The sequence below is a fragment of the Geodermatophilus sp. SYSU D00815 genome, from assembly GCF_054050035.1.
The window spans coordinates 10,167-25,983 of the sequence record NZ_JBJGYO010000001.1 but is presented as its reverse complement, the minus strand read 5'-3'; the positions used below and the strand labels follow the sequence as shown (position 1 = coordinate 25,983).

At 76.5% G+C, this 15,817-nt stretch carries 14 protein-coding genes; 7 read left to right on the top strand and 7 right to left on the bottom strand.

Features of this window, described 5'->3' with window-relative positions; all coding sequences use genetic code 11:
- Positions 1-122 precede the first annotated feature (122 nt).
- The 7 genes from ACI78S_RS00115 to ACI78S_RS00085 all read left to right on the top strand — a co-directional run bounded on the left by ACI78S_RS00115 (position 123) and on the right by ACI78S_RS00085 (position 8,054).
- The gene (locus tag ACI78S_RS00115) at positions 123-911 is read left to right on the top strand and encodes an ABC transporter ATP-binding protein (protein ID WP_456970152.1); all 789 of its coding nucleotides are present in this window, start codon (positions 123-125) and stop codon (positions 909-911) included.
- On the top strand, positions 904-1,662 hold the full coding sequence (locus tag ACI78S_RS00110; RefSeq protein ID WP_456970151.1) for an ABC transporter ATP-binding protein: 759 nt from the start codon (positions 904-906) through the stop codon (positions 1,660-1,662). The genes ACI78S_RS00115 and ACI78S_RS00110 overlap by 8 nt, the downstream gene beginning before the upstream one ends.
- 28 nt (positions 1,663-1,690) lie before the next feature.
- Positions 1,691-2,572, top strand: a complete 882-nt coding sequence (locus ACI78S_RS00105) for a branched-chain amino acid ABC transporter permease (protein ID WP_456970150.1) — start codon at positions 1,691-1,693, stop codon at positions 2,570-2,572.
- 2 nt (positions 2,573-2,574) lie between these two features.
- A complete protein-coding gene (locus tag ACI78S_RS00100; protein ID WP_456970149.1) occupies positions 2,575-3,747 on the top strand; it encodes a branched-chain amino acid ABC transporter permease in 1,173 nt (390 codons plus the stop codon).
- A gap of 84 nt (positions 3,748-3,831) precedes the next feature.
- Complete coding sequence (locus ACI78S_RS00095) at positions 3,832-5,163, top strand: ABC transporter substrate-binding protein (protein ID WP_456970148.1); 1,332 nt, start codon at positions 3,832-3,834, stop codon at positions 5,161-5,163.
- A 154-nt stretch (positions 5,164-5,317) separates the two neighbouring features.
- A complete protein-coding gene (locus ACI78S_RS00090) occupies positions 5,318-6,313 on the top strand; it encodes a UDP-glucuronic acid decarboxylase family protein (RefSeq protein ID WP_456970147.1) in 996 nt (331 codons plus the stop codon).
- A 100-nt stretch (positions 6,314-6,413) separates the two neighbouring features.
- Positions 6,414-8,054, top strand: a complete 1,641-nt coding sequence (locus tag ACI78S_RS00085; RefSeq protein ID WP_456970146.1) for a VWA domain-containing protein — start codon at positions 6,414-6,416, stop codon at positions 8,052-8,054.
- Between the two features lie 46 nt (positions 8,055-8,100).
- Here ACI78S_RS00085 and ACI78S_RS00080 read toward each other — a convergent pair whose 3' ends face one another.
- From ACI78S_RS00080 to ACI78S_RS00050, 7 genes are read right to left on the bottom strand one after another with little or no spacing between them, the layout of a single operon-like run.
- On the bottom strand, positions 8,101-9,012 hold the full coding sequence (locus ACI78S_RS00080) for a glycosyltransferase family 9 protein (RefSeq protein ID WP_456970145.1): 912 nt from the start codon (positions 9,010-9,012) through the stop codon (positions 8,101-8,103).
- Positions 9,013-9,020: 8 nt separating this feature from the next.
- On the bottom strand, positions 9,021-10,394 hold the full coding sequence (gene rfaE2, locus ACI78S_RS00075; RefSeq protein ID WP_456970144.1) for a D-glycero-beta-D-manno-heptose 1-phosphate adenylyltransferase: 1,374 nt from the start codon (positions 10,392-10,394) through the stop codon (positions 9,021-9,023).
- Complete coding sequence (locus ACI78S_RS00070; RefSeq protein WP_456970143.1) at positions 10,391-11,071, bottom strand: D-sedoheptulose-7-phosphate isomerase; 681 nt, start codon at positions 11,069-11,071, stop codon at positions 10,391-10,393. The genes rfaE2 and ACI78S_RS00070 overlap by 4 nt, the downstream gene beginning before the upstream one ends.
- Positions 11,068-12,282, bottom strand: coding sequence for a glycosyltransferase (locus ACI78S_RS00065; protein ID WP_456970142.1), 1,215 nt, complete (start codon positions 12,280-12,282; stop codon positions 11,068-11,070). The genes ACI78S_RS00070 and ACI78S_RS00065 overlap by 4 nt, the downstream gene beginning before the upstream one ends.
- Positions 12,279-13,244: a glycosyltransferase gene (locus ACI78S_RS00060; protein WP_456970141.1), complete on the bottom strand. Its 966-nt coding sequence runs from the start codon at positions 13,242-13,244 to the stop codon at positions 12,279-12,281. The genes ACI78S_RS00065 and ACI78S_RS00060 overlap by 4 nt, the downstream gene beginning before the upstream one ends.
- On the bottom strand, positions 13,241-14,248 hold the full coding sequence (locus ACI78S_RS00055) for a glycosyltransferase family 9 protein (protein ID WP_456970140.1): 1,008 nt from the start codon (positions 14,246-14,248) through the stop codon (positions 13,241-13,243). The genes ACI78S_RS00060 and ACI78S_RS00055 overlap by 4 nt, the downstream gene beginning before the upstream one ends.
- Complete coding sequence (locus tag ACI78S_RS00050) at positions 14,242-15,732, bottom strand: HAD-IIIA family hydrolase (protein WP_456970139.1); 1,491 nt, start codon at positions 15,730-15,732, stop codon at positions 14,242-14,244. The genes ACI78S_RS00055 and ACI78S_RS00050 overlap by 7 nt, the downstream gene beginning before the upstream one ends.
- Positions 15,733-15,817: the final 85 nt, after the last annotated feature.

The window sequence follows — 15,817 nt, the reverse complement described above, 5'->3', positions numbered from 1 at the left end:
CGGTGACCTCCCCGGAAGCCAGAGGAGACGTGGGCCCGTTGGCGCACCCGACCGCAGAGCCGGCCACCGGTACGGAACAGGACCGGCCGGGTGGCGGCCGAGCGCCGTCCCCCCGGCTGGAGATGACCGGCATCACCGTCACCTTCGGTGGCGTCACCGCCCTCTCCGACGTGTCCCTGACCGTCGAGCCCGGCCAGGTGCACGGGCTGATCGGCCCGAACGGCGCGGGCAAGACCACCCTGTTCAACGTCGCCTGCGGGCTCGTCCGCCCGACCGCCGGGCGGATCGCGTGGCGCGGCGCCGAGCTGCGCCGGCTGCGGCCCACCGCGCTGGCGGGCATGGGCATCGCCCGCACCCTGCAGGGCGTCGGGCTGTTCGCCGGCATGACCGTGCTGGAGAACGTGATGGTCGGCGTGCACCGGCACGCGCGGTCCGGATTCCTCTCCGCGCTGGTCGGCGTGGGCGAGAAGGACGAGCGGGCGCTGCGCGGCCGGGCGCTGGCTGCGCTCGAGGAGCTCGGCGCCGCCGGGTACGCCGGCCGCTACCCCGGCAGCCTCCCCTACCCCGTGCAGAAGCGGGTGGCGCTGGCCCGCGCGCTGGTGATCGAGCCGGAGCTGCTGCTGCTCGACGAGCCGGCCAGCGGGCTGTCCGAGGAGGAGATGCTCGAGCTCGGCCAGCTCATCCGCGCCCTCCGCCGCCGGACCAGCGTGCTGCTGGTCGAGCACCACATGGACCTGGTCATGCGGGTCTGCGACCGGGTGACCGTGCTCGACTCCGGGCTGCAGATCGCGGCCGGCACGCCGGCCGAGGTCCAGGCCGACCCCGCCGTGACCGAGGCCTACCTCGGCGAGCAGGTGGACGCCGCGGCCGACGCCGCCGAGCTCGCCGAGGGGGGTCGCTCCCGTGGCTGAGCCGCGCGGCAGCACCGCGGCCACCCTCGCCGGCGCCGGGGACGCCGCCGTCCTCGAGGTCCGCGACCTGACCACCGACTACGGGCCGGTGCGCGCCCTGGACGGCGTCTCGCTGGCCGCCGAGCGCGGCCGGATCACCGCCGTCCTGGGCGCCAACGGCGCCGGGAAGACGACGCTGCTGCGCACCGTCAGCGGGCTGATCCGCCCGTCGTCCGGCCGGGTCCTGCTCGACGGGCGCGACATCACCCGCGCGCCGGTCGAGTCTATGGTCGGCCGGGGCATGTCGCACGTGCCCGAGGGCCGCGGCGTGATCGCCGAGCTGACCGTCGACGAGAACCTGCGGGTGGGCGCGCTGTTCCGCGGCAAGGTGCCCCGCGACGAGTACGACCGGGTCTACGACCTGTTCCCGCGGCTGGCCGAGCGCCGCGACCAGCCGGCGCACAACCTCTCCGGCGGCGAGCGGCAGATGCTCGTCATCGGCCGCGCGCTGGTGGCCCGCCCGCGGCTGCTGCTGCTCGACGAGCCCTCGCTCGGCCTGGCGCCGCGGATCGTGGCGCAGATCTTCGGCCTGGTCCGGCAGCTGGTCGACACCGAGGGGCTGACCGTGCTGCTCGTCGAGCAGAACGCCCGCAGCGCGCTGTCCGTGGCCGACGTCGGCGTGGTGCTCAACCTCGGCCGGGTGGTCGTCACCGACTCCGCCCGCACCCTCATGGCCGACGAGGACCTCCGGCACGCCTACCTCGGCTTCTGACCGCGCCACCACGGAAGGCACCCCACTCGTGCAGCAGTTCATCACCCTCACCGTCGCGGGGGTCGTGCAGGGCGCGGTGTTCGCCGCGTTCGCCCTCGCGCTGGTGCTCATCTGGCGCTCCACCCGGATCGTCAACTTCGCGCAGGGAGCGATGGCGGCGGCGACGACGTTCATCGCGCTCGCCCTGGTCGAGGCCGGCTGGTCCTACTGGCTCGCCCTCCTCGTCGCGCTGGTCAGCGGGTTCCTGCTCGGTGCGGTCGTCGAGCGGCTGGTGATCCGCCCCGTCGAGGGGGGGCCGGAGCTCAACGCGGTGATCGTCACCCTCGGCCTGTTCATCGCCGTCCAGGCGCTGGTCGCCCTCGTGTTCGGCGCCCACGAGCGCGCCTTCCCGCCGCCGTTCGGCCGGGTGGGCTTCACCGTGGGCGGCACGAACATCGCCCTGACGCCGAACAACCTCTACACGCTCGCCGGCGTCCTCGTGACCCTGGTGCTGCTGATCCTGCTGTTCCGCTACACCCGGGTCGGCCTGGCCATGCGCGCCTCGGCGTTCGGCCAGGAGGTCGCCCGGCTGCTCGGCGTGCAGGTCGGCCGCATGCTCACCCTCGGCTGGGCGCTCGCCGCCGTCGTGGGCGCCGTGGCCGGGGTGCTGATCGCCGGCGAGGGCACCTCGGTCACGCCGACCTTCATGGACGCGCTGATCGTGTACGGCTTCGTCGCCGCGGTCCTCGGCGGGCTGGACTCCCCCGTCGGCGCGGTGGTCGGCGGCCTGCTGCTGGGCGTGCTGCTCGGCTACGTCCGCGGCTACCTGGGCGACGAGGTGGTGAGCCTGGCGGCGCTGGTGATCCTCGTCGTCGTCCTCCTGGTCCGCCCGGGCGGGCTGTTCTCCAGCACCGCGGCACGGAGGGCCTGACCGTGAGCGACCTGAACACCTCCGCGCCCGCCGCCGGGCAGGCCACCTCCGCGGCGCCGGTCGTGGCCACCGCCGCCGCCGACGTCCCCAGCGCCACCACCGGGGGCCGCCGGCGGGGCCGCGTCCGGCTGCCGCAGGCGGCGCTGCCCCGCCACGCGCTGCTGGTGCTCCTCGCCGCGGTCGCCGGGATCGTGCTGATCGAGGTCGTCGACCGGTTCACCCACACGCAGATCGCGTCCGTGGGCTACTACGCGGTGGCGGCCGCGGGGCTGACCGTGCTGACCGGCCTCAACGGGCAGATCTCGCTGGGGCACGGCGCGCTCATGGCGGTCGGCGCCTACGTCACCGCGCTGTTCCTGGAGCGCCAGGAGGACCCCTGGCCGCTGCCGCTGGTCTTCCTGGTGGCGGTCGTGGCGACCACGGTGGTCGGGGCCGTCGTCGGGGTCGCGGCGGCGCGGCTGCACGGGCCCTACCTCGCCGGCGCGACCCTCGCGCTGGCGGTCGGGCTCCCCGGGCTGGCGCTGGTCTTCCCGGAGACGCTGGGCGGCAACCAGCCGATCACCTTCCGCCGGCCGGAGCCGCCGGTGTGGTGGCAGGATGCGTCGTTCTTCCTCTCCGGCCAGCAGCCGACCAACCAGAAGTGGCAGGCCTACCTCGGCCTGTTCTGCGTGCTGCTGACCTTCTTCCTGCTCGCCAACCTGGCCCGCAGCCGGGTGGGGCGCACCTGGCGCGCCGTCCGCGACCAGGAGGTGGCCGCCGAGCTGGCCGGCATCCGCCTGGGGGCGTGGCGGGTGCTCGCGTTCGTGGTCAGCTCCGCCTGCGCGGGCCTGGCCGGGGCGCTGCTGGCGTTCGTGCTCGGCTCGGTGTCGACGCTGTCGTTCACGATCGTGCTCTCGCTGGGGCTGCTCACCGCGATCGTGATCGGCGGCCTGGGCAGCCTGCTCGGCGCGCTGCTCGGCGCCCTCATGCTCGTCTTCCTGCCCGAGCTGGCCCGCGACGCCGGCGCCTCCTTCGACCTCGGCGACGCCGAGGCCGCCCAGCTCGCCCCGTTCGTCTACGGCGTCGTGCTCGTCCTCGTCATGCTCTTCGCCCCCGCCGGCCTGGTCGGGACGATCCGGCTGCGCTGGCTGGCCCGGCGGGCGAAGCGCGCCCGCGCGCGGGCCGGCGGGGGGTGAGGCGGCCCGGCTGCCCTCTCGACCACGTGCCACCCACCCCCTTCCTCCGGGCACGGTGCCCGGAGCCCGCACAGAGGAGAACAGTTGCGCACATCCTCACGGCGCCTCGTGTCGTTCCTGGCCGCGGCCACCGTCGCCTCCACCGTCGCCGCCTGCGGCGCCGGTGAGGACCGCGAGAGCAGCGGCGGCGACACCGGCGGGGCCAACGAGGCCTCGGACGTCGGCATCACCGAGGACACCATCACGATCGGCGCCCACTACCCGCTGACCGGGCCCGCGGCGCCGGGGTACAGCGAGATCCCCACCGGCGTGCAGGCCTACTTCGACTGGGTCAACGACAACGGTGGCGTCCACGGGCGGCAGATCGAGTACGTCTTCCGCGACGACGCCTACAACCCGACCAACACCGCGAACGTCGTCAACGAGCTGGTCCTCGACGAGGAGGTCTTCGCGGTCATGGGCGGCCTCGGCACGCCCACGCACAGCGCCGTCCTCGACTTCCTCAACGGCGAGTCGGTGCCCGACCTGTTCGTCGCCTCCGGGTCGCTGCTCTGGGACAACCCCGGGGAGAACCCGTACACGTTCGGCTGGCAGCCCGACTACGAGAGCGAGGGGAAGATCATCGGTCAGTACGTGGCCGAGAACTTCGCCGACGCCAAGGTGGGGCTGCTGCTCCAGGCCGACGACTTCGGCGAGGACGGCGAGGCCGGCGTCCGGCAGTACATCGACGAGCAGGTCGTCGACGTCCAGACCTACGTGCCGGGGACGACGGACTTCACCGCGCAGATCGCCGGGCTGCAGGCGGCCGGCGCCGACCTGGTCATCGGGTTCACCACGCCGACCTACACCGCCATCTCGCAGCTGACCGCGCTGCGCACCGGGTTCCGGCCGCAGTGGATCTACTCCAACGTCGGCTCCGACCCGGGCCTGGTCGGCTCGCTGCTGGCCAACTTCTCGCAGGGCCAGGTGAGCGACGCCAGCCTGCTCAACGGCACCATCACCACCGAGTACATGCCGGGCGTGGACGTGCCGGACGACCCGTGGGTGCAGCAGTGGCAGGAGATCTGGGACGCCTCCGGCCAGGAGGGGGAGCTGACCAACTTCCGCATCTACGGCATGGCGCAGGCGTACACGATGGTCCAGGCGCTGCTGGCGGCCGGGCAGAACCCGACCCGCGACAGCCTGGTCGAGGCGGTCGAGGAGAACGGCCAGGACTGGGAGGGGCCGTGGTACGCGCCCTTCCGCTACTCCGCCGACCGGCACGCCGGCATCAGCGGCGTGAAGGTCGTCCAGCTGAACGACCTGGTCGGCGAGGACCTGACCGGCGTCCTGGTCACCGACAACGGCGACGCCGAGATCGAGGAGGCCGACGCGGCCTCCGGCGAGGTGCCGGAGAACGGCATCCCGGAGGCCTGAGCCCCCGCTCGCCCGACGGGCCGCCGGTCCTCCCGCAGGGGCCGGCGGCCCGTCCGCGTCCGGGCCGCCGAGAACACTTCGGAGGTGAAGTGTGCGGTGGTGATCTTGAGGGTAGGACGGGCCGGCAGGCGCCGGCGACGAGGACGGAGAACCCATGCCCCAGGCAGCGAGTCCGGTGCGGGAGTCCCGCACCGTGCGCCGAGCGGTGGTCACCGGCGGCGCCGGGTTCCTCGGCTCGCACCTGTGCGAGCACCTGCTCGACCGGGGCGTGGAGGTCGTCTGCCTCGACAACTTCCTCACCGGTTCGCCGAACAACGTGCTGCACCTGATGGAGCACCCGGGGTTCCGGCTGGTCCGCTGCGACGTCACCGACTTCGTGCACGTGCCCGGGCCGGTCGACCTCGTCCTGCACTTCGCCTCGCCGGCCAGCCCGCTGGACTACCTGAAGATGCCGATCGAGACCCTCAAGGTCGGCAGCCTCGGCACGCTGCACACCCTGGGCCTGGCCCACGAGAAGGGCGCCCGGTACGTGCTGGCCTCCACCTCGGAGGTGTACGGCGACCCGCTGCAGCACCCGCAGGACGAGGACTACTGGGGCAACGTCAACCCGGTGGGCCCGCGCGGGGTCTACGACGAGGCCAAGCGGTTCAGCGAGGCGCTGACCACCGCCTACCGCACGTCCAAGGGGACCGACACCGCGATCGTGCGGATCTTCAACACCTACGGCCCGCGGATGCGCCCCGACGACGGCCGCGCCATCCCCGCCTTCGTCGGGCAGGCGCTGTCCGGCCGGCCGCTGACCGTCGCCGGCGACGGCTCGCAGACCCGGTCCATCTGCTACGTCGACGACACCGTCCGCGGCATCCTCGCGCTGGCCTTCTCGGCCGAGACCGGCCCGGTCAACATCGGCAACCCCGACGAGCTGTCCATGCTGCGGCTCGCCGAGCGGATCAGGGAGATGACCGGCTCGTCGTCGCCGATCGAGTTCATCGACCTGCCGGTCGACGACCCCAAGGTCCGCCGTCCCGACACCACCCGCGCCGAGCGGCTGCTCGGCTGGCGGCCCGAGGTGGCCTCGGAGGAGGGCCTGCGGCGGACGGTGGCCTGGTTCGCCGCGCAGCTCGGGACGGCGGCCGCCGCGGCGGGCTGAGCCGACCGGTCGCCCGGGTCGGCCCACGGAGGGCGCGCGGCCGACTACCCTGGGTCGGCGGCACGGGGGGCCGCCCCGTCCCCTACGACTGAGAGCGAGCATGGGCCGCCACGCCGACACCTCCTCGTCCCGCCGCGTCCACCCTCGCGCCGTCGTCGCCGCCGCCGCGGTCCTGCTGCTGCTCGCCGGTGGCATCGTCTGGTGGGTCGTCGCCTCCGGTGAGGACGACGCCGCGTGCGCCGAGCAGACGGTCCGGGTGACCGTCGCCCCCGAGGTGGGCGACCTGGCCCGCGAGCTGCTGGCCGACCCGCTGGAGCTGGCCGACGGCGGCTGCGCGGCGGCCGCCGTGGAGACCCAGGAGCCGCTGGAGACCGTCGCCGACCTCGGCGCCCTCGAGGGCGAGGCGCTGCCCCAGGTCTGGGTGCCGGACTCCTCGCTGTGGCTGGCGCGGGCGCCGGAGGGGGCCCCGCTCGACACCGCCGGCAACCTCGCGTCCTCCCCCGTGGTGCTGGCCACCAGCTCGACGGCGGTCGACGAGCTCGGCTGGGCCGACGCGCCGCCGACGTGGCCGGGGGCGCTCTCCGCCGACCACCCGGTCAGCCTGCCCGACCTGGCGCGCAGCGCCGAGGCGATCTCCGCCCTCGGTGCGGTGCGGGCCGGGCTGGGCGGCGGTGAGGACGCCGACAACGCGGTCGTCCAGGCGGTGCTCGCGGCGTCCCGCGGGCCGGCGGTGACGGCCCAGGACGCCCTGGCGGCGGGCGCGGCCGGGGAGACCGAGGCGCCGCTGGTGCCGGTCAGCGAGCAGGAGGTCTGGGCGACCGGCGCCGCCGACGGCGACTCGTCCCTGGTCGCCGTCTACCCGAGCGACGGCTCCCCGTCGCTGGACTACCCGGTGCTGCGGGTGGGGGCGAGCGCCGACGGCGCGGCCGCCGCGGTCGACGCGGTGCTCGAGCGGCTCGGCTCCGCCGCCGCCCACGAGCGCGCGCAGCAGGCCGGCTTCCGCACCCCCGAGGGGCTCGTGCCGGCCGGGGCCGCCGACAACGGCCTGCGGGAGGAGGCGCCCACGGCGATCGCGCTGGAGGCGGCCGACGTCCGGGCCCTGCTGGGGCGGCTGTCCAGCCTGACCGCGCCCTCGCGGATCCTCGCCGTCTTCGACGTCTCCACCTCGATGGAGGCCCCGGTCGGCGACGGCACGCGCGCCACGCTCGCCCGCGACGCGGCCAAGAGCGCGCTCACGCTGGTGCCGGACACCTCCGCCATCGGCCTGTGGACCTTCGCGTACCAGCTCGACGGCGACCGCGACCACCGCGAGCTCGTGCCCACCCGGAGGCTGGACGCCGACGTCGACGGCCGGCCGCAGCGCGACGTCCTCGACGACCAGCTCGACACCATCCCCGGGTCGCTGACGCCCGGCGGCACCGGCCTGTACGACACGGTGCTCGCCGCGGTGCGGGCCGCGCAGGGCGACTACAACCCCGACGCGGTCAACAGCGTGCTGATCGTCACCGACGGCACGAACGAGGACTCCGAGAGCATCGAGCTGCAGGAGCTGCTCGACACGCTGCGGTCGGAGGCCGACCCGGAGCGGCCGGTGAAGGTCATCGGGGTCGCGCTGGGCCCGGACGCCGACCTCGAGGTGCTGCAGCAGATCGCCGACGCCACCGGCGGCGCGGCGTACTCCGCCGAGGACCCGGAGGACCTCCAGTCGGTGCTCTTCGACGCCCTCCGCCAGCGGGAGTAGGGGTTCCCGGGCGCTGGTGCTCTGCGTGCCACCGGCACGCAGGGCACTAGCGAGCGCGGAGGAGCGCGTCGAGGGCGGCGCGGACCTCGTCGACGGTGATCTTCTCCAGGGCGGGGTCGAGCTCGGTGCCCCACGGATCGCCGGTCCCGTCGCCGTGCCACAGCACGAGGTGCTGCGCCCGCGGCGGAGGTCCCCACAGCGCCGGGGACACCGGGCCGAAGAGCACCACCGAGGGCCGCCGGTAGGCCGTGGCCAGGTGCGCGACGCCGGTGTCGCCGCTGACCACCACGCGGGCGGCCGCCACGACGGCGGCGAGCTCGAGCGACGTCGTCCGGCCGGCGAGGACGGCGTCGGCGGGCAGCCCCGCGCTCTCGGCGACGGCGCGGGCCAGCGGCTCCTCGGCCGGACCGCCGGTGATCCGCACGTCGTGGCCGGCGTCGGCCAGGTGCCGCGCGACGGCGGCGAACCGCTCCGGCGGCCAGCGCCGCCCGGGGAACGCCGCCCCCGGGTGCACGACCGCCGCCCCGGCCACCGGTGGGGGGACGGCCGGGACGGCGAGGTCGAGCGCATCGGGGTCGGCGGGGACGCCGAGACCCTCGGCGACGAGCCGGCACCAGCGGCGGACCTCGTGCTCGTCGGGCCGCCAGACCGGGCCGGGGTAGCCGGGGCTGGCGAAGGTGAGCAGCCGCTCGGGGTGCAGCTGGTCGACGACGACGTGCGACGCCGGCCCCTTGCCGTGCAGGTCGACCGCGAGCTCCGGCGGCGGCCGGTCCCAGTCCAGCGGCTCGAGCTCGCGGGCGGGCAGCACCTCGTCGACGGCGTCGATCAGCGCGGCGAGGGGCTCCAGCGCCGCCGTCGTCGCGAGGACCAGGTGGTGCTCGGGCACCGCGGCGCGGATCGCGCGGATCGCCGGGACGCCGGTCAGCAGGTCACCGAGCCCGAGCGGCCGCAGGACCACGGCTGTCCTCATACCCTCGAGCGCTCGACCAGCGCCGTCGTCGAGTGCCCGTCGAGGTAGGGCAGGGCGACGGCCTGCCCGCCCCAGCGCCGCAGGGTCGCGGCCTCGGGCAGGTCGGCGCCGGCGTAGTCGCCGCCCTTGGCCCACACGTCGGGGCGTAGCCGGTCGAGCACCTCGGCGGGGGTGTCCTCGTCGAAGACCACGACGGCGTCGACGAACTCCAGCGCCTCGAGCACGCGGGCCCGGTCGGGCGCGCTGGTGAGCGGCCGGGACGGGCCCTTGAGCCGGCGCACCGAGTCGTCGGAGTTGATGCAGACGACCAGGCAGTCGCCGAGACCTCGGGCGGCGCGCAGGGTCGCGACGTGGCCGGGGTGCAGCAGGTCGAAGCACCCTCCGGTGGCCACCACGGTGCCGCCCGCGGCCCGGACCCGGGCGATGACGGCCTCGGCCGAGGCGTCCGCCGCGACGGCCGGCTCCTCGGCCACCGCGTCCCAGGCGCCGGCGCCGCCCCGCGCCACGAACGCCGACGCCGAGGCCACCGCGGCCGCCACCGCGTCGGCGGTCACCGCGCCGTCGGCCAGCGCGAGCGCCGCCGCCGCGGCGAAGGAGTCGCCGGCGCCGCACGGGTCGCCGCCGGTCACCTTCGCGGCCGGCACGACCATCGGGGCGCCCCCGCCGTAGGACAGCAGCGCGCCGCGGGCGCCCAGCGTCACCGCGACCGCGCCCACGCCCCAGTGCCGGATGAGCGCCTCGGCCCGCGCGCCCACCGCGGCGAGCCCGTCGCCGGTGGCGTCGCACCCGGCGGCGGCGGCCACCCGCGCGGCCTCCGAGCCGTTCGGCGTCACCAGCCGCGCGTTGGGCACCGGGTCGGCGCCGCGCGGGTGCGGGTCCCACACCACCGGCCCGCGGGCCGCGGCCAGCGCGGCGCGCACGTCGGCGGCCGCCGTCGTCCCCCGGCCGTAGTCGGCGACCAGCACCGCCGCGGCCGACCGGATGGCCTCGGCCGCCTCGGCCGGGAGCGCGCCCAGCGTGGCCACCGGCGCCCCGCTGTCGAGGCGGGCGACGGAGTGGTCGCCCACCCGCACCCGCTGCTTGACGGCGGTGCCGCCGCTGGCCGGGACCGCCAGCAGCCGCACCCGCCCGTCGAGCAGGGCGCGCAGCCGGTCGGCGGCCTCGTCGGTGTCGATCGGCGCGACGAGCACGACCTCGCGCGCCGTGGCCGCGGCCGCGATGACCGCGGCCAGCGCCGCTCCCCCGGGCCGCTCCCGCCGCTCGACGTCCTCGACCACCGGCACGGGCGCGTCGGGGGTGAGCCGCGAGGCCGTGCCGACCAGGTCGACGTCGAGCAGCGCGTCGCCGACGACCACCAGCGGCCGGGTCACTCGGCCACCCCGAGCCGGGTCGCCGGCACCCGCGCCGGCTCGGCCAGCACCGCCGCGTCGAAGGCGGCGCACACCAGGTGCAGCGCGACCAGGTGGCACTCCTGCACGGTCGCCGTCCACGGCGAGTCGATGCACACCGCGTCGTCGGCGACGGCCGCGAGCGGGTTCGGCGCCGGGCCGGTCATGGCCAGCACGGTGATGCCGCACTCGCGGGCCCGGCGCGCGGCGGCGACCGCGTTGGGCGAGCGGCCCGACGTCGACAGCAGCACCAGCACGTCACCGGCGCGGCCGTGCGCCTCGACCTGGCGGGCGAACAGCTCGTCGACCGGGTAGTCGTTGGCGATCGCGGTCAGCGAGGAGGTCTCCGCGGTCAGGCAGATCGCGGAGAACGGCGGCCGGTCGGCGCGGTAGCGACCGACCAGCTCGGCGGTCAGGTGCTGGGCCTGGGCGGCGCTGCCGCCGTTGCCGGCCGCGAGCAGCCGCCCGCGGTCCTCCCCGCACAGCACGTCGGCCAGCAGCCGGCCCCAGCGGTCGAGCGTGTCGAGCTGCCCGTCCAGCGAGCGCAGCGCCGCGGTGAGCGAGGCGACGTGGTCGGCGCCGGTGAGGTGGGTGCACGCGTCGGGCGACGGCACCTCACCGGCGGTGTTCTCGAAGAACGAGTGCGGGGCGACCGTCATCGCGCGACCTCCACGAGTCGAGGGGTGGACAGGACCTGTCGGTAGACGGCCTCGGTGTCGGCGACGACCCGGCTCCACCGGTAGCGGGCGCGGGCGCGCTCCACCCCGGCCGCGCCGTAGGCGGCCCGCCGGGCGTGGTCGGCCAGCAGCGCGGAGACGACCTCGGCGAGCCGGGCGGGGTCCCGCGGCGGGACGAGGTCACCGGTCACACCCTCGGCGACGCTGTCGACCAGGCCGCCGACGGCGGTGGCGACCACCGGCCGCCCGCACGCCATCGCCTCCAGCGGCGTGATGCCGAACGGCTCGTACCAGGGCACGGCGAGCACCACGTCGGCCGAGCGGATCCACGCCGGGACGTCGGCGCGGGCCACCGAGCCGGTGAAGCACAGCCGGTCGGCGACGCCGAGCCCCTCCGCCACGGCGCGCAGGCGCCGCACCTCCGGGTCGCCGTCCAGGCGGTCGGCGGGCGGCCCGCCGACGACGACGAGCTCGGCGTCGGGGATGTCGGCGAGCGCGCGGACGGCGTCCTCCTGGCCCTTGCGCTCGACCAGCCGGCCGAGCACGAGCAGCCGCGGTCGACCGGCGCGGGGGGCGACGCGACCGCGGGGTGTGAAGAGGGAGGTGTCGACCCCGCAGGGCACGATGGAGGCGCGGTCGCGGGCCAGGCCCAGCCGGCGCAGCTCGAACACCTCGTCGGAGCAGGTGGCGACGACGTGGCTGACGGTGCGGCACAGCGACCGCTCCAGCTCGACGCGCTGCGGCGGGGAGGTGTCGGCGTCGCCCTGGTGGCGGCGCTTGACCGAGCCGAGCGCGTGGAAGGTCTGCACGATCGGCACCCCACCCGCCCCGGTTCCCGCGGCGGCCACGGAGGCCAGCCCGCTCATCCAGAAGTGCGCGTGCACGAGGTCCGGCGGCTCGGCGGCCCAGGTGCGGCGCAGCACCTGCGCGAACTCGGGCATGTGCCGCAGCAGGTCGTCCTTGGGCAGCTCCCGCGCCGGGCCGGCGGTCACGTGCGCGACGTCGTAGCCGTCGGCGGTGGTCACCCGCTCGGGCAGGTCCTCGTCGTCGCGGCGGGTGAACACCGTGACCTCGTGCCCGCGCCGGGCGAGGCCGGCGGCCAGGGCCGCGACGTGCACGTTCTGGCCGCCGGCGTCCACACCGCCGATCGCCGCCAGCGGGCTGGCGTGCTCCGACACCAGATCGATCTTCACCGCGTTACCTCCTCGAGGAGCCGGTCCCAGTCAGCGAGGAACCGGGGAAGCCCGTACCGCTCCAGCGCGGCGGCGCGCGCCGCCTTGCCGGCCAGCCGGGCGGCGTCCTCGTCGTGCAGGAAGTGCCGGACGGCGGTCCACAGCCGTTCCGGGTCGGTCGAGAGCACGCCCGCCCCGGCCGGCACGGCCTCCACCGCCTCGGTGGTGGCCAGCCCGACCACGGGCATGCCGAGGTGCATCGCCTCGAGCAGCGAGAGCCCCAGCGAGGTCCAGCGGACCGGGTGCACGTACACCCGGCGGCGGGCCAGCTGGCCGTGCATCGCCGCCTGCGGCGGGTCGTCGTGCAGCGCGACCCGCTCGGGGTCCAGGCCGTACTTCTCGTGCAGGCCGGTCAGGCCCATGCCGAAGACGTCGACCGGCGCGACCCCGGCCAGGCCGGGCAGCAGGTCGGCGCCGACGTACCGGCCGCGGCGGACCGGCTCGTTCGTGACCACCGCGGCGCGGGCCAGCTCGCCGGTCCAGCGCTCACCGGGGTCGACGATGCCGTGCTCGATCACCGTCGTCGGCGCCCGGCCGTTGTCGTAGAAGGTCCGGTTGAAGTGCGTGACGTGCGCGATCGGGATGTCGTCGCGGTCGGCCAGCGGGTGGACCGTGTTCGGCACCGCGCCGTCGGGGGCGTTGTGCTCGAGGAAGACCGCCGGCAGGTCGCGGCCCGGCTCGCGGCCCAGCCACTCGCGCACCAGCTCCAGGTCGCGGGTGCGCTGCAGCACGACGACGTCGACGTCCTCCTCGCGCAGCGCCTCCGGCGTCACCTCGCGGGCCGCGGCCGGCCAGTCCCAGGTGCGGGCGCGGCCGAGGCCGTCGGGGCCCCGGTCCGGCGTCACGGGCAGCAGGTACTCGTGCCGGCCCTCGACGAACGCCGTCGTCCACGAGCCGTGCACGTGCCAGACCAGGACCTTCACGCGACCACCAGCTTCTCCACGGCAGCGACGACGTCCGCGGCGGTCACCGAGGACAGGCAGGGGTGGCCGGGCACCGGGCACTCGCGGGCCCGCGTGCCGGCGCACGGCGCGCCCTGGTCGCCGAGCAGCACGGTCGGCACGCCGTAGGGCGCCCACCGCTCGGCCGGGACGACCGGGGAGAACAGCGAGACGACCGGGGTGCCGACCGCGGCGGCCAGGTGCGCGGGTCCGGTGTTGCCGACGACGACGGCGGCGGCGCCGTCGAGCAGCGCGGCCATCTGCGCCAGCGACGTCCCGCCCCCGAGGTCGACCCCGCGGCGGCCGGCGACGAACGCGGTCAGCTCCCGCTCGGCCGGCCCGCCGGTGACCAGCACCCGGTGACCGGCGTCGGCGAGGGCCTCGACGGCCTCGGCGCAGCGCTGCGCCGGCCAGGCCCGGGCGGGCACCGAGGCGCCGGGGTGGACCACGACGTACCCGGGCTCGTGCGGCGGAGCGGGCAGCGGCCGGCGCACCGCCAGCCGGCCGTCGTCGCCGGCGGGCAGCTCGAACCCCGCCGCGCGTGCGAGGGACAGCGCGCGCTCGGGCTCGGGCAGGCCGTCGTCGACGGTGTGCCGGACGTCGAGCAGCGAGCCGGGGTAGTCGACGCTGATCGCGCTGATCCGCGGCACCCCGGCGGTGCGCAGCAGCAGCGCGAGCGGCAGCGGCGACTGGTGGAACGACGTGGAGACCACCGCCGCGTCCGGCGCCAGGCCGCGCACCCGCTCGGTGAGGGCGGCGAGGTCGGCGCCGTCCACGGCGGGGGGCGTGCCGAGGATCCACGGGCAGGCCCAGGTCCACACCTCGTCGACCCCGGGCAGCAGCGCGGCGGCCTCGGTCCCGGCGGGGCCGGCCAGGAAGACCACCCGGTCGGCCGCGGCGGCGACCGCGCGCACCAGCGGCCCCTGCAGCAGGACGTCGCCGGCGTTGTCGAGGCGGGCGACCAGCACGGTCCCGGCGGTCACCATCTGCCCGCCAGGACGTCGTCCACCGCGGCCGCCAGCGTCGGGGCGGTCCGCGCCGCGGCGGCCACCTCGGACCTCCGGGTGACCGGCGTCGGCACCATGATCCCGACCGCCCCGGCGGCGGCCGCTGCGTCGACGTCGGCGGCGATGTCCCCGACCACCACGCAGCGCGCCGGGTCGACGCCGAGCTCGGCGCAGGCGTCCTTGACCATGCCCGGCGCGGGCTTGCGGCAGGAGCAGCCGTCGTCGGGGCCGTGCGGGCACCAGCGGACGACGTCGAACGGGCCGAGCAGTTCCTCCAGCCGCGCCATGCACGCCCCGACCTGCCGCTCGGTGATCAGGCCGCGGGCCACGCCGGACTGGTTGCTGACCACCCCGACCCGCACGCCGCGGGCGCGCAGCCGGTCCAGCGCCGCGCGCGCCCCGTCGACCGGGCGGACCCACTCCGGGTCGCCGTTGTAGGGGAAGTCGTGCACGAGGGTGCCGTCGCGGTCGAACAGGACGAGGTCGGGCAGGCCGCGCCACGGGGACACCCGCCGGTGCCGGACCACGCCGCGCAGCCAGTGCCAGGTGGCCAGCGCGGGGATCGCGGCCGACGTGACCGCCATGGTGGCCGTCTCGGCGGCGGTGCGGGGGCCGGGGGCGATGCGGGCCCAGGCGAACTCGGCGGTGCCGGCCAGCCAGGCGCCGGCGGCGAGCGCGGCCGGTCGCGGGCGGCGGGCGGCGGCGAGCGCGAGCGCGGCGACGCCGGCGGCGGTGACCGCCAGGTGCTGCGGGCGTCGGCCCAGCGGCGCGTCGGCCCGCTGCCGCCAGCCGCGCCCGTGCAGCCGCCGCATGAGGACGTCGTCGGCGTTGCCCGCCTGCACCCGCAGGCTGATCCAGCGGTCGACCGGCCGCACCGGGTGGGTGATCCACCGCTGCCCGCGGACGAGGCGGGCGCCGGTGCCCATCACCCGCAGCGCGAGGTCGGAGTCCTCCCGGAAGGCGCGCGGGAAGCGCTCGTCGAAGCCGCCGACCGCGGCCAGCGCGGCGCGGCGGTAGGCCAGGTCGGCGGTGATCCAGCTGCTGGTGGCCAGCCCCGCGGTGCCGCGTTCCCAGTCGGTGGGCCGGCGGCCCTCCGGCAGCGGCACCCGGACCCTGCCCTGGCTGCCGGCGACGTCGGGCCCCGCGGTCGCGAGGTCCTCCGCGAGGCGCTCGTACCAGTCGGGGTCGGGGACGACGTCGTCGTCGAGGAAGGCCACCCAGTCGGTGCGGGCGCTGCGCCAGCCCAGGTTGCGGGCGCGCGCCGGACCGCCACCGCCCGTGCGGACCACCCGGACCGGCGGGAGCCCGGGGCGGTCGGCGGTCAGCGGTTCGCCGGCCGACCGGTCGTCGACGACCAGCAGTTCGGCCGGCCGCGGGCCGGGGGCGGCGGCGAGGGCGTCGAGCAGCACGTCCAGCGACGGCCGGCCGATGGTCGGCACGACGACGGTGCACTGCGCGAGCATGATCGCGTCGTATCCGGACGCGAGCGGCCGGAAACACTACGGGCTTGAAGTTTTTCCAGCGTTGAGCACCGGGCTACCCGACCCG